The organism is Pseudomonas sp. BE134 (genome assembly GCF_031456105.1).
Lineage (GTDB): Bacteria > Pseudomonadota > Gammaproteobacteria > Pseudomonadales > Pseudomonadaceae > Aquipseudomonas.
The window spans coordinates 59,747-72,850 of sequence record NZ_JAVDUA010000034.1 but is presented as its reverse complement, the minus strand read 5'-3'; the positions used below and the strand labels follow the sequence as shown (position 1 = coordinate 72,850).

12 protein-coding genes and 1 riboswitch are annotated in these 13,104 nt (G+C 60.5%); of the genes, 5 read left to right on the top strand and 7 right to left on the bottom strand.

Annotated features, from left to right (window positions below; all coding sequences use genetic code 11):
• Positions 1 to 207: 207 nt before the first annotated feature.
• The 3 genes from cpdA to J2Y56_RS24405 all read right to left on the bottom strand — a co-directional run bounded on the left by cpdA (position 208) and on the right by J2Y56_RS24405 (position 2,186).
• Entirely contained in the window at positions 208 to 1,023 is an 816-nt protein-coding gene (cpdA, locus tag J2Y56_RS24415; protein ID WP_310338718.1) for a 3',5'-cyclic-AMP phosphodiesterase, read from the bottom strand.
• Positions 1,024 to 1,125: 102 nt separating this feature from the next.
• Positions 1,126 to 1,578 carry a DUF1249 domain-containing protein gene (locus tag J2Y56_RS24410; protein WP_310353198.1) on the bottom strand — a complete coding sequence of 151 codons (453 nt, stop codon included), beginning with the start codon at positions 1,576 to 1,578 and terminating at the stop codon, positions 1,126 to 1,128.
• A complete protein-coding gene (locus J2Y56_RS24405; protein WP_007946986.1) occupies positions 1,569 to 2,186 on the bottom strand; it encodes an NUDIX domain-containing protein in 618 nt (205 codons plus the stop codon). The genes J2Y56_RS24410 and J2Y56_RS24405 overlap by 10 nt, the downstream gene beginning before the upstream one ends.
• A gap of 228 nt (positions 2,187 to 2,414) precedes the next feature.
• Between J2Y56_RS24405 and J2Y56_RS24400 the strand changes: the two genes are divergently transcribed.
• On the top strand, positions 2,415 to 3,161 hold the full coding sequence (locus tag J2Y56_RS24400; RefSeq protein WP_310353195.1) for an RsiV family protein: 747 nt from the start codon (positions 2,415 to 2,417) through the stop codon (positions 3,159 to 3,161).
• Here the strand turns inward: J2Y56_RS24400 and cytX are convergent.
• Positions 3,130 to 4,422, bottom strand: a complete 1,293-nt coding sequence (gene cytX / locus J2Y56_RS24395) for a putative hydroxymethylpyrimidine transporter CytX (protein WP_310353193.1) — start codon at positions 4,420 to 4,422, stop codon at positions 3,130 to 3,132. The genes J2Y56_RS24400 and cytX overlap by 32 nt on opposite strands.
• 104 nt (positions 4,423 to 4,526) lie before the next feature.
• Positions 4,527 to 6,416, bottom strand: a complete 1,890-nt coding sequence (thiC, locus tag J2Y56_RS24390) for a phosphomethylpyrimidine synthase ThiC (protein ID WP_310353190.1) — start codon at positions 6,414 to 6,416, stop codon at positions 4,527 to 4,529.
• Positions 6,417 to 6,581: 165 nt separating this feature from the next.
• A riboswitch (TPP riboswitch) is annotated at positions 6,582 to 6,687 on the bottom strand.
• Positions 6,688 to 6,880: 193 nt separating this feature from the next.
• Here thiC and J2Y56_RS24385 point away from each other — a divergent pair.
• A complete protein-coding gene (locus J2Y56_RS24385) occupies positions 6,881 to 8,320 on the top strand; it encodes a TolC family outer membrane protein (protein ID WP_007946990.1) in 1,440 nt (479 codons plus the stop codon).
• A 46-nt stretch (positions 8,321 to 8,366) separates the two neighbouring features.
• On the opposite strand, the gene waaA is transcribed toward J2Y56_RS24385, so the two are convergent.
• Positions 8,367 to 9,644, bottom strand: coding sequence for a lipid IV(A) 3-deoxy-D-manno-octulosonic acid transferase (waaA, locus tag J2Y56_RS24380; protein ID WP_310353187.1), 1,278 nt, complete (start codon positions 9,642 to 9,644; stop codon positions 8,367 to 8,369).
• An 11-nt stretch (positions 9,645 to 9,655) separates the two neighbouring features.
• Positions 9,656 to 10,552, bottom strand: a complete 897-nt coding sequence (locus tag J2Y56_RS24375) for a LysR family transcriptional regulator (protein WP_310353184.1) — start codon at positions 10,550 to 10,552, stop codon at positions 9,656 to 9,658.
• A gap of 103 nt (positions 10,553 to 10,655) precedes the next feature.
• Here J2Y56_RS24375 and J2Y56_RS24370 point away from each other — a divergent pair, with 103 nt between their 5' ends.
• The 3 genes from J2Y56_RS24370 to J2Y56_RS24360 all read left to right on the top strand — a co-directional run bounded on the left by J2Y56_RS24370 (position 10,656) and on the right by J2Y56_RS24360 (position 13,089).
• Positions 10,656 to 10,988, top strand: a complete 333-nt coding sequence (locus J2Y56_RS24370; protein WP_015093202.1) for a multidrug efflux SMR transporter — start codon at positions 10,656 to 10,658, stop codon at positions 10,986 to 10,988.
• Positions 10,989 to 11,104: 116 nt separating this feature from the next.
• Positions 11,105 to 12,280: an FAD-dependent oxidoreductase gene (locus J2Y56_RS24365; RefSeq protein WP_310353183.1), complete on the top strand. Its 1,176-nt coding sequence runs from the start codon at positions 11,105 to 11,107 to the stop codon at positions 12,278 to 12,280.
• On the top strand, positions 12,277 to 13,089 hold the full coding sequence (locus J2Y56_RS24360) for an aldo/keto reductase (RefSeq protein ID WP_007946995.1): 813 nt from the start codon (positions 12,277 to 12,279) through the stop codon (positions 13,087 to 13,089). Before J2Y56_RS24365 ends, J2Y56_RS24360 begins: the two co-directional genes overlap by 4 nt.
• Positions 13,090 to 13,104: the final 15 nt, after the last annotated feature.

Genomic DNA, 13,104 nt, shown 5'->3' with positions numbered 1-13,104 from the left:
CACCCTCATGCAGTTGCGCTTCGCTTCATTCGCTGTGGCCAGCTCAAGAGAGGACTTTCACCTCTAGGATGGCGCCCATGCTGGGCGCACAAGTGCCTCGCCGTAAGGGCGAAACCGCCAGCCGCCGTTACCGCAGAAATGGATATGTACCCGACAAGCAAGAACCTGGTCGGCTGTCAGGCCGCCAAGGTAAAGACCAAAAAACCGTCAGTAACCGCTCGAACCGTAATCAACCTGAAAATCGAACCCGGTGACCCGCTCGACACCCGTTTCGAGCTGGCCATCAGGCAGGAGCCGCAACCAGCGATACCCCGGAGCCTGCCCCCCGACCTTGAAATCATCGCTGCCCGGCTCAAACTGAATACAGGTCGAAGGCGAGGCAATCAGGCGCACCCCCTTGCGCAGCTGATCAATCTCCTGATGCACATGCCCCCATAAAACAGCCCGCACCTGCGGAAAACGATCGAGCACCGCAAACAACGCCTCAGGGTTGCGCAACCCGATCGGCTCCATCCACGCACAGCCAATCGACACCGGATGATGGTGAAAACACACCAGATGATGCCGCTCCGGCGCTTCACTCAGCGACCGAGCCAACAACTGCAACTGCTCATCCTGCAAATACCCCGGCACCGAACCCGGCACGGCCGAATCGAGCAACGTGACCCGCCAGTTAGCCACATCCACCACCGGCTCCAGCAACGCGCTCTGCACCGCCGCCTCGGCCATGATCTGTGGTTCATCGTGATTGCCCGGAATCCAGCGCGCCGGCGCATCGAGCTGTTGGGTGAGCTCGCGAAACTGCTGGTAAGACTCCAGCGTCCCGTCCTGAGACAAATCGCCACTGGCGATGACCAAGTCGATATGCGGTTGCTGAAGCTGCACCAACTCGATGACTTTTTGCAGGCTGTCCCGGGTGTTCATGCCCAGCAACGTTCCGTCCGCTTCGGCGAACAAATGGCTGTCGGAGAGTTGCACCAGCAACGCCGGATCGGCGGTGGTCAATGTGGATACGCTCGGCAAGGCGTTCTCCCAGGGCTGAATCACGGGTGTGGATGGGTACCGCAATTATGCTGGGGGACGCTCAAAAGGGGAAATCCGTGAGCCAGACGCAGTTCACAACTACTACCGAACGACGGCGTACTCATGCCCGCAGGCCAGACAATGGCTCAGCCATTCCCCCAGAAACATATTCAGCTGGGCCTTTTCGTCCGGCTGGTGCATCGACGCATTCGGGTAAGGATAGATGCTGCGAAAACGCCGTGCATGTTCGGCGCTGACGACTTCGGCCATGCAGGCGTCGTGATAGACCTGCACTTCCAATTGCGGTATCGGCAGCCAGGGCAGGCTGTGCTCCTGGCGCACTTGCAGGGTCGTGGTGTACGGACAGACCTGCAACACTTCCAGCGCCAGCACGCCGAGCATCTGTTCGCCGTGGGTCACGGCAATGCGCCGCGCCGCCGGCTCGTCACGCATGTCTGGCAGCAGTCGCATCAAGCGCGCGTAGTTCGCCTCGCAGGAAGCTTGCAGCCCCACAAGGTCCACCCTATAACGATCGCGCAGCTTGTTTACGACCATAACCCCCTCACTTCAGCGCGGTTTAAAGCTAACCATTGCAAGGCAATGATGCTGGCCGCGTTGGCAATTCGTCCGTCACGTACGGCTTGCAGGGCATCTTCGAACGCCCAGACCGTGACGCGGATATCTTCAGCTTCTTCCTCCAGCCCATGCAGGCCGCCAACCCCGTTCGTGTCGCAACGCCCCAGGAACAGGTGCACAAATTCATTGCTGCCGCCCGGCGACGGGAAATATTTGATCATCGGCCAGAGCGCCCCGAACACAAGCCCAGCTTCCTCCTGCCCTTCGCGGTGAGCAACTTCTTCCGGCACTTCTTCCTTGTCGATCAGACCAGCGACCAGCTCGATCAGCCAAGGGTTGTCGGTCTTGCCCATGGCACCGACACGAAATTGCTCGATCAGCACCACTTCGTCGCGTTGCGGGTCGTAAGGCAGCACGCACACCGCATCGTGACGAACGAACACTTCACGATTGATCTCGCGACTCATACCACCGGCGAACAGTTCGTGGCGCAAGTGCACACGGTCGAGCTTATAAAAGCCCTCGTAGCACTTTTCGCGCCGAACGATATCAACGGCGGTCGGAATGGCGTTGGCAAAATCAGTCATGACTATCCTCTTTACTGCAAATCCATTACGAGGCTCCTTTTTGTTACTTGCAACCTCGACTTCGCGCCATCCTAACGCGCCTGCGACATTTGATGCAGCCCCTTTCCCGTCAGCGGGATAGACGGTGAGGGCGAAACCAACTCTAATTAGCTTAGTGGCGAACTGACTGCTTCGTTGATAGTCGAAGCGGATAACTTTTTGCCTTTCCCTTTTTTGCAAAGGACGCCCATGTCGCTTTTTAAAATTGCCTCCGTGGCCGCAATCGCCCTGACGCTGGGCGCCTGCCAGAGCCTGTTTCAGCCGAGCTACCGGGCGCCGCTGGAAACCACTCGCGACGCCACCGAAACCCTGAAACCGGGGTGCACCACATCGGAATGCCCGCTGGTAAACATCGATACGATACGCTTCCCCGCCGAACCGCAGCTGGACGCCATCGTCGAAAAGCGCCTGCTGCAATTGACCCGCACGTCACCGGACGCCCCAGCGGCACCCACGCTGACGGCCTATCGTGACGAGTTTTTGCGCACGGCCGCTCCGCGCTCCAGCAGTTACCTGCAAGCCAAAGTACGTGAGCAGCATGACGGCTTGGTGATCGTCGAATTTTCCAGCTACCTGGATACCGGCGGCGCTCATGGCACACCGGGTCGCGGCTTTATCAACTATTCACGCCAGCAGCACAAAGTCCTGGCCCTGTCGGACATGTTGATGCCAGGCCAGGAAGAAGCCTTCTGGAAGGCAGCACAGGTCGCGCACAACAGCTGGCTGATCAGCACCAAGCTCGATCAGGAACCGGAGTTCGTGAAGAGCTGGCCTTTCCAGAAGACCCAGAACGTGGCGCTGACCTACGGCGGGGTGATCCTCAAATATGAAACCAGCACCATCGCGCCTTACGCGCTGGGCCATATCGAACTGAAGATCCCCTACCCACGCCTGAATGGCATCATCAAGCCCGAGCTGTTTCCCGGCCGTAGCTGAAGGCCCGGCCCAGCACCAACTGCAGCAGCCCTGCCAGAATCAACGACGGCAGGGTTGCACCGATATCCGGATACAGATTGGCCAGCAAATGATAGGTGCTCACCCCGCCCAACCAGGCGAGCAACGCCGGCCAGCGCAAGGCGGCTGACACCACTAGAGCCGAGCGTTTGCGCAAGATGAAGTGATCCACCAGCACCACGCCGAACAGCGGCGCAAACACCGAACCGATCAACAGCAGAAAGTTCTGGTACTGCGCCAGTGGCGCCAGGCACGCGATCAGTGTGCAGATCACGCCGATGGCCAGCGCCAGATGCTCGACTTTCAAGCGCAACAAAATCCCGCTGGAAACGGCGGCCGAGTGAATATCGGCGAAGGCGTTTTCCGACTCGTCCAACAGGATCAGCAGCAGCGGAATGCCAAGGCCGGCACCGGCCAGCGCCAGCAGCAAGGCATTCACTTCACCGCTCGGCGCGAACGCCAGGGTGTAGGCCACGCCCAGGCTCATCAACCAGAAATTGCCGATAAAGAAACCGATGGCCGTGCCGCCGAAGACGTTTTTCGCACGCTTGCCGAAACGCGAGTAGTCGGCAATCAGCGGCAGCCAGGACAGCGGCATCGCGATGGCAATGTCGAAACCCACGGCGAACGGCATCGTTCCATCACCGGCCTGCGCCCACAAGGCGGGCAGATCGGCTTTGGCGAACAGGTTCCAGGTCAGCCAGATGCACGCGGCCAGCAACAGCCAGATGCCCCACTTGCGCAGGATTTGCCGCACGAAGGTCAACGGACCGCTGACGGCCAGCAAAGTCGCCAACGCGCCGAAGAACAAGGTCCAGAGCAGCGGATTCGACAGCAGGCTGCCTTCGCTGAAGGCCCGCGCGCCCAACAGGCTGGCGGCGTCGCGCATGACAATGATTTCGAACGAACCCCAACCGATCAGTTGCAGCAAGTTCAACACGGCCGGCAAGCTCGCACCTCGTTTGCCGAGGCTGAGTTTGAGCGCGGCCATCGACGACAGGCCGGTGTCGCTGCCAATCACGCCGACGGCGGCCAGCAGCAAAACGCCGACCAGGGTGCCGAGAAAGATCGCCAGCAACGAACCGGACAGGCCCAGGCCTGGCGCGAGCAGTGCGCCGGTCTGCAGCACCATCAAGCCGATGCCGAGGGAGAACCACAGGGAAAACAGATCGCGGCCGCCGAACACACGTTTGTCGGTCGGAACCGCGATGTCGGGGGAATACGTACTCGGTTGAATGCTCAAGGGTGTTGACTCATAGAGATGATAGCCACAAGCCGCAAGCTTTAAGCTGCAAGTGAGAAGCAGGCGTTATGCGCGCTTCTAACTTGCAGCTTGCCGCTTGCCGCTTAAACCTTTTTGTAAAGCTGACTGCCTTCCTGCTTGAACCGCTCAGCCTGTTCCGCCAATCCTTGGGCAACCTCGGCATCCACGGTTTCGATCCGCTGGTTGGCCGCGTATTCGCGGACTTCCTGGGTGATCTTCATCGAGCAGAATTTCGGACCGCACATGGAGCAGAAGTGCGCGACCTTGGCCGAGTCCTTCGGCAGGGTTTCATCGTGATACGAACGGGCGGTGTCCGGATCCAGACCGAGGTTGAACTGGTCTTCCCAACGGAATTCGAACCGCGCCTTGCTCAAGGCATTGTCGCGAATCTGCGCACCCGGATGCCCTTTGGCCAGATCGGCGGCATGCGCGGCGATCTTGTAGGTGATGATCCCGGTCTTCACGTCATCCTTGTTCGGCAGGCCCAGGTGTTCCTTCGGCGTCACGTAGCACAGCATGGCGCAACCGAACCAGCCGATCATTGCCGCACCGATCCCCGAGGTGATGTGGTCGTAACCCGGCGCGATGTCGGTGGTCAGCGGGCCAAGGGTGTAGAACGGTGCCTCGTCACAGCATTCCAGCTGCTTGTCCATGTTCTCTTTGATCAACTGCATCGGCACGTGGCCCGGGCCTTCGATCATGCACTGCACGTCGTGTTTCCAGGCGATCTTGGTCAGCTCGCCGAGGGTTTCCAGCTCACCGAATTGCGCGGCGTCGTTGGCGTCGGCAATCGAGCCCGGACGCAGGCCATCGCCCAGCGAGAAGCTGACGTCGTAGGCCTTCATGATTTCGCAGATGTCTTCGAAATGGGTGTAGAGGAAGTTTTCCTTGTGGTGCGCCAGGCACCACTTGGCCATGATCGAGCCGCCACGGGAAACGATACCGGTCACGCGCTTGGCGGTCAGCGGCACGTAGCGCAGCAGAACGCCGGCATGGATGGTGAAGTAGTCGACGCCCTGCTCGGCCTGCTCGATCAGCGTGTCGCGGAACAACTCCCAGGTCAGGTCTTCTGCGGCGCCACCGACTTTTTCCAGGGCCTGGTAGATCGGCACGGTACCGATCGGCACCGGCGAGTTACGGATGATCCACTCGCGGGTTTCGTGAATGTGTTTGCCGGTGGACAGGTCCATGACCGTGTCCGAACCCCAGCGAATGCCCCAGGTCAGCTTCGCCACTTCTTCTTCGATGGACGAACCCAGCGCGCTGTTGCCGATGTTGCCGTTGATCTTCACCAGGAAGTTACGGCCGATGATCATCGGTTCCAGTTCGGTGTGGTTGATGTTGGCCGGAATAATTGCGCGACCGCGGGCGATTTCTTCACGGACGAATTCGGGGGTGATGATTTTCGGCACGCTGGCGCCGAAGCTGTGACCGGCGTGTTGCTGGTCCAGCAGCCCGGCGGCACGAGCCACTTCAAGCTTCATGTTTTCGCGGATGGCGACGTATTCCATCTCGGCGGTGATGATGCCTTTGCGGGCGTAGTGCATCTGGCTGACGTTGGCCCCGGCCTTGGCGCGGCGTGGGTTATTGACGTGAGCGAAGCGCAGTTTGGTCAGTTCGGCATCAGCGAGGCGCTCCTGGCCGAAGTTCGAGCTCAAGCCCGGCAGGCGCTCGGTGTCGCCGCGGGACTCGATCCACGCTGAACGCACATCGGCCAGGCCTTTGCGCACGTCGATGATGACATTGGGGTCGGTGTACGGGCCCGAGGTGTCGTACACAACCACCGGCGCGTTGATCTCGCCACCAAAATCGGTCGGGGTGACATCAAGGCTGATTTCGCGCATGGGCACGAGAATGTCGGGACGCGAGCCCTGGACATAGATTTTTTGCGAGCGGGTAAACGGTTGAACCGATTGCTGATCGACTTGGGCCGAATCACTCAGGTTCATCGTATTTTTTGGTTTTATCGTCATCACGGGCTCTCCAGACACACATCCAGGCAGTGGATTTTTGTCGGAGCGAACCTGTAAACGAATGGACGCACGGGCGCTGGGGAAACCAGCAGTGCTGTGCTCAGTGCTCGAGGGGTGTTCGATTGTCGAACAACATCCCGGACGAAGCACAAGAGGACTCGCCGGGTGACGAGAAATCTTGTTCCCTACGCAGGCGCTAACCTGATCAGGTTCAACGGGATCCGAAATTATTCGATCTCAGCCTCATAGCAAGGCACCCCGACAAGAACCCGGCCAGTCTAGACACAACTGGCAGAGAACGCCAATACCGCTACAAACACCATGATGAATGGCGCATTCCGGATTGTTCACGCCCTCTGGCGCAACTACACTCGCTACGCCAAGCCACGCATTGACGTGGTACGCGCCGCGCCTTAGCCTTGGCGCTCAAATTATTTGTGTAATATTTATTCTAGGGAACGCCTATGCTGCGCAAACTTTCACTGGTTATTGCCGTGTCTTGTGCGTCCAATGGGATGGCCTGGGCAGCAGAAGCGCCCGTATCAAACAAAAACGATCTGGTGAGCGTCTACCAGGAAGCGAAGGCCAACAATGCCGACCTTGCGGCGGCCATTGCTCAATACGGCGCACAGAAAGAAGTCGTACCCCAGGCCCGTGCCGGCTTGCTGCCCAATCTTTCGGGCGGTGCCGAACTGGCCAACGTGCGCACCTCTATCGATCAGCCTTCATCGACCGCCAATCGCAGCGCAAATTCGTATCAGGCCACCTTGGCGCAGCCACTGTTCCGCGCCGATCGCTGGTTCCAGTTCCAGGCCGCCAAGGACGTCAACGAACAGGCCGCCCTGCAACTCTCGGCCACCGAGCAAAACCTGATCCTGCAGACCGCTGAAAATTACTTCAACGTGTTGCGCACCCAGGACAACCTGGCGTCGACCAAGGCCGAAGAAGCGGCCTTCAAACGCCAGCTCGACCAGTCCAATGAACGTTTCGACGTCGGCCTGTCGGACAAGACCGACGTGCTCAACTCACAAGCCAGCTACGACACCGCACGCGCCAACCGGATCGTTGCGCAGCGTCAGGTCGATGATGCGTTTGAAGCCCTGATCACCCTGACCAACCGTCAGTACAGTTCGATATGGGGCGTCACCCACAGCCTGCCGATCTTGCCCCCGTCTCCGAACGACGCCAAAGCCTGGGTCGATACGGCGGCCAGACAGAACCTGAATTTGCTGGCCAGCAACTACGCGGTCAGTGCCGCAGAACAAACCCTCAAGCAGCGCAAGGCCGGTCATTTACCGACGGTCGACGCTGTGGCGAAATACGAAAAAGGTGACAACGACGCACTGGGTTTCAGCAACCCGAACGGCTTTGGTCAACCGTACAGTGGCAACGTCGAGCAAACGACCCTGGGCCTGCAATTGAACATCCCGATCTACAGCGGTGGCCTGACCACCTCCCAGGTGCGTCAATCGTATGCCCAGCTGGACCAGACCGAGCAGCAACGCGAAGCGCTGCGTCGGCAAATCGTGGAAAGCACCCGCAATCTCCACCGCGCGGTGAACACTGATGTTGATCAGGTTTCGGCGCGCAAGCAGTCGATCATCTCCAACCAGAGTGCGGTGGAAGCGACCGAAATCGGTTATCAGGTAGGGACACGCAATATCGTCGACGTACTGGATGCGCAGCGATCGCTGTACACCTCGGTACGCGACTACAACAACACTCGCTACGACTACATCCTCGACAACCTGCGCTTGAAACAGCAGGCCGGCACTTTAAGCCCGGGTGATCTGGAAGACCTGAAGCGTTACCTCAAGGCCGACTACAACCCCGACAAGGACTTCCTGCCACCGGGTCTGGCGAAGGCAGCGGAAGAGCAATTGAAAGCAAGACCTCCGCAGTAACAGGTCACCGATGTGGTGAGAGGGAATTACCCTCTCACCTCATTTATCAGCGATCGATCAACCGCCCCAGCCCATCCAGCAACCGCTGCAACGCCCCTTGATTGGTGCGCATCACCTTAAGCCCCGCCTCTGCCATCCGCTGCGCATCGCGCGGCAACTCGAACAGCCGCTGCACTGCCAGCGCCAGACCTTCGGCATCCTCCACTTCCTGCAACGCCCCGGCGCTGCGCAATTGCGCGGCGATTTCGAGGAAGTTGAACAGGTGCGGGCCGCTCAGGACAGGCTTGGCCAGCGCGGCCGGTTCCAGCAGGTTATGCCCGCCGTTCGGCACCAGGCTGCCCCCCACGAAAGCGCTGTCGGCCAAGGCGTAGAGAAACAGCAATTCGCCCATGGTGTCCCCCACCAGCACCGAGGTGGCCGAGGTCACCGGCTCGCCCGTGGAACGACGCAGCGTCGCAAAGCCCTGCTGCTGACACAGCTCGAACACTGCGTTGAAACGCTCCGGATGGCGCGGCACCAGAATCAGCAACGCATCGGGATGATTGGCCAGCAACTGGCGATGAGCCGCGAGGACCACTTCGTCTTCGCCTTCATGGGTACTGGCGGCGATCCACACCGGCCGATGGAGCGCCTGCCACTGAGTGCGCAGTTCGACGGCACGTTGCAGCAATTGCGGGTCGATGGTGACGTCGAACTTGATCGAGCCGGTAACCTCCACGGTGTCAGGACGCGCGCCCAACTCCTGGAAGCGCCGGGCTTCAGCCTCGGTCTGTACCGCAAACAGGCTCATCTCGGCAAGCATCGGCTGTGTCAGTTTGCGAAAGCGGCCATAGCCCTTGGCCGAGCGTTCGGACAGTCGCGCGTTGGCCAGTGCCACGGGAATACCGCGTTTGGCGCATTGGTGGATGTGGTTGGGCCAGAGTTCGGTTTCCATGATCACCGCCAGCGTTGGCCGGACCCGATCAAGGAAGCGCGCAGCGGCGCAGGGCAAATCGTAGGGCAAATAGCAGTGCTGGATGCGCGGCTCGTTGGCGAACAAGGCCAGGATGCGCTCGGAGCCGGTCGGGGTCATGCAGGTCACGGTTATCGGTAACTGTGGATAACGTTGCAGCAAGGCACGAATCATCGGCGCCGCGGCAATGCTTTCGCCCACCGACACCGCGTGCACCCAGATACCGCCCGGCTTCATCACCGGCAGTCCAAGGGAGAAACGCTCGCCAATACGCTTGGCGTACGCCGGCGCCTTACGCGCCCGCAGCCACAGCCGAATCGCTACCAGTGGCAGCCCCAGGTAAAACAGCGCGGTATAGAGAGTTCTATTCATGGCGGCGGAGTTTATCGACTTTTCTCGCCGATCGCCTGCAAGTGCACGGCAAAACGTTCCGCCAACCAGCGAGCAGCCGGGCCCAGCGGTTCATCACGACGCCATACCAGTTCCACCACCAGCGCCGGCGGGGTCCATTCGCTGCTCAACTCAACCATCAGGCCTTGATAGGCCGGGTATTGCACTACATGCCGTGGCAACCAGGCCCAACCGAGGCCGCGCACCAGCCATTCGGCCATCACGTAGAAACTGTCCGCGCGCCAGACTTGCGGGCTGGCCGGTTCGCTGCCGGGATAGACACTGGACTGTGTGGACATCAACAGTTGTCGATGCTGCGCCAGACCCTGGCAATCGACTTGAGCCTGTTTCGCCAGTGGATGGCCGACGCCGCAGACTGTGACCATCTCGACGCTCCCCACCACCCGCCGCTCAAGGGCTTCGGGGATCTGGTCGTGATAAAACAGCAATCCCAGATCGGCCCGGCGCTCCACCAGTTTGCGCGCGACGTCGCCTTGGGCGGCGCTGGTCAGTTGCACTTCGAGGCTGGGAAATTTTTCCGCCAGGGCTTCGAAGCTTTCGATGATGGGCTGATAGGGCATGGCCTCATCCTGCGCCACACGCAGACGAGCCTCCTGGCCACGCATCATGGCCAGCGCGCGGCCATTGAGGCGCTCGCACTGACGCAACACTTCCCGCGCCTCTTCCAGCAAGGCATTGCCGGCCTCGGTGAGTTTCGGCTGACGGCCACTGCTGCGGTCGAACAGGCTCACGCCCAAATCTTCTTCCAACAGTGCAATCGAACTGCTGACCGCCGACTGCGCCTTGCGCTGATTACGCGCCACGGCAGAAAAAGAACGCTGCTCCGCTACGCTGACAAACAGTCGCAGTTGCTCAAGATTCCATTGCATAGACCAACCCATCTTCAGGACAGATAGGTAATGACTTTACCGCATCTGAAGAGTCTCTAAAATGCCGATCTCAGAAAGCAACACTTCACCCGAGGATGCCCCCATGACCGCTTACTACTACCTGGCCATCGCCATCTGCGCCGAAGTGATCGCGACCGTTTCGATGAAAGCCGTCAAAGGCTTCAGCACGCCCCTGCCATTGGTTCTGGTGATTGTCGGTTACGGCATTGCCTTCTGGATGCTGACCCTGGTGGTGCGCAGCGTTCCGGTGGGCGTCGCTTATGCGGTATGGGCTGGCATGGGCATCGTGATGGTCAGCGTCGCGGCACTGTTTATCTACGGGCAGAAACTGGATGTGCCGGCGATGCTGGGGATGGCGTTGATTGTGCTGGGCGTTGTCGTCATCCAGTTGTTCTCCAAAACTGCAGGCCACTAAAGCCTGAAACACAAGCCCGCTCCCACAGGTTTTCATCCATCCAGTTGATCACCATCAATCCCCTTTTCTTCGAGTCTGTATACTGCGCCATCGTCTTGAACACTGAGGTCGCCGCCATGCCATCCCCTATTTCCACCGACGTTCTGATTGTCGGCGCTGGTGTCGCCGGCCTCTGGCTGAATGCGCGTCTGCGCCGCCAGGGGTTTTCGACCGTGCTGGTGGAAAACGCCAGCCTCGGCGGCGGGCAGAGTGTGATGTCCCAGGGGATCATTCACGGCGGCGCCAAGTACGCGTTGCATGGCGCTCTCACCGGGGCGTCGGAAGCCATTGCCGACATGCCGCGCCGCTGGCGTGAAGCACTGGCGGGTGATGGTGAGCTGGACCTGTCTGGCGTACGCCTGCTGTCCGAAGCCCACTACCTCTGGTCCCCCGGCACGCTCGCCGGCAACCTCACCAGCTTCTTCGCCAGCAAGGCCGTTCGCGGCCGTGTCGATCAGGTCAAGGGTGAGCAACTGCCACCGGCCCTGCAAGACAAACGCTTCAAGGGCAAGGTCTATCGCCTGGCAGAACTGGTGGTCGATGTGCCAAGCCTGATCCAGCGCCTGGCCGATCTGGCCGGTGATGGCCTGCTCGCCGGACAGAAGATTGAACCCTTGCTGGAAGGCAACGTTCTGGTCGGTCTCAAGGTCGACGAACGCGAGATTCGTGCCCAGCGCATAGTCCTGAGCGCCGGTGCCGGCACGGCGGCGTTGCTCGAAGCGCTGGGTCTGAGTCAGCCCGCCATGCAGCGCCGGCCGTTGCACATGATCATCGCCAAAGGCCCGGGCCTCAAACCGATGTACGCCCATTGCCTGGGTGGCGGCACCAAACCGCGCCTGACCGTGACCACTCACCCGGCAGCCGATGGCCAGTGGGTCTGGTACATGGGAGGCGATATCGCCGAAGCCGAAGGCGTTGCCCGAGAACCCGCCGAGCAAATCGCCACGGCCCAGCAAGAGCTCGCTCATCTGCTGCCATGGATCGACCTGAGCACCGCGCAATGGGCCACCTTGCGCGTGGACCGCGCCGAGCCGCTGCAATCGGGACTTATCCGCCCCGACAACGCCTTTGTTGCCGAGCAGGGGCGGCTGCTGGTCGGCTGGCCAACCAAACTGGCGCTGGCACCGGACTTCGCCGACCGGGTCATCGCCAACCTGACGCGTGACGGCATCCAGCCAGGCCAGACCACGCCGCTGCCACCGCTGCCAAAACCACCGATGGGCGTGCCCGCTTGGGATGAACTGCTGCCATGAGCCAACCGACCCTGCACGATCTGCACCGCCCGCTGGGCAGCACCGGCCTGCTGGTTTCGCCGCTGGGCCTGGGCACGGTCAAACTCGGCCGCGACCAGGGCGTGAAGTATCCCGACGGCTTCCAGATTCCCGACGACGACGATGCCCGCCGACTGCTCAAACTCGCCCGCGATATGGGCATCAACCTGATCGACACCGCACCGGCTTATGGCCGCAGTGAAGAACGCCTCGGCCCCTTACTGCGAGGCCAGCGTCTAGACTGGGTGATTGTCAGCAAGGTCGGCGAAGAGTTTACCGACGGCCAGTCGAGCCATGACTTCAGCGCCGCCCACACTCGGCTGTCGGTGGAGCGCAGCCTGCAACGCCTGGAAACCGACTTTATCGACCTGGTGCTGGTGCACTCCGACGGCAACGATCTGGCAATCCTCAATGACAGCGAGGTCTACGCGACCCTCGCCGAGCTCAAGGCCGAAGGCAAGATTCGCGGCTTCGGTTTTTCCGGCAAAACCGTCGAGGGCGGTTTGAAGGCGCTGGAGCAAGGTGATTGCGCAATGGTCACCTACAATCTGAACGAGCAGAACGAGAAGCCTGTCATTGACTATGCTGCTGCTCACGGCAAAGCCATCCTGATCAAAAAAGCCCTCGCCAGCGGTCATGTATGCCTGGGGCCAGGCGTGGACCCGGTGCGCGCCAGCTTCGAGTTGTTGTTTGAACATCCCGGTGTTGCCAGTGCTATTGTCGGCACCATCAATCCGCTGCACCTCGCCCATAACGTTGCGACCGTTGCCCAGGTCCTGCGTAGAAACTGATGCCGCCCGCGCGGC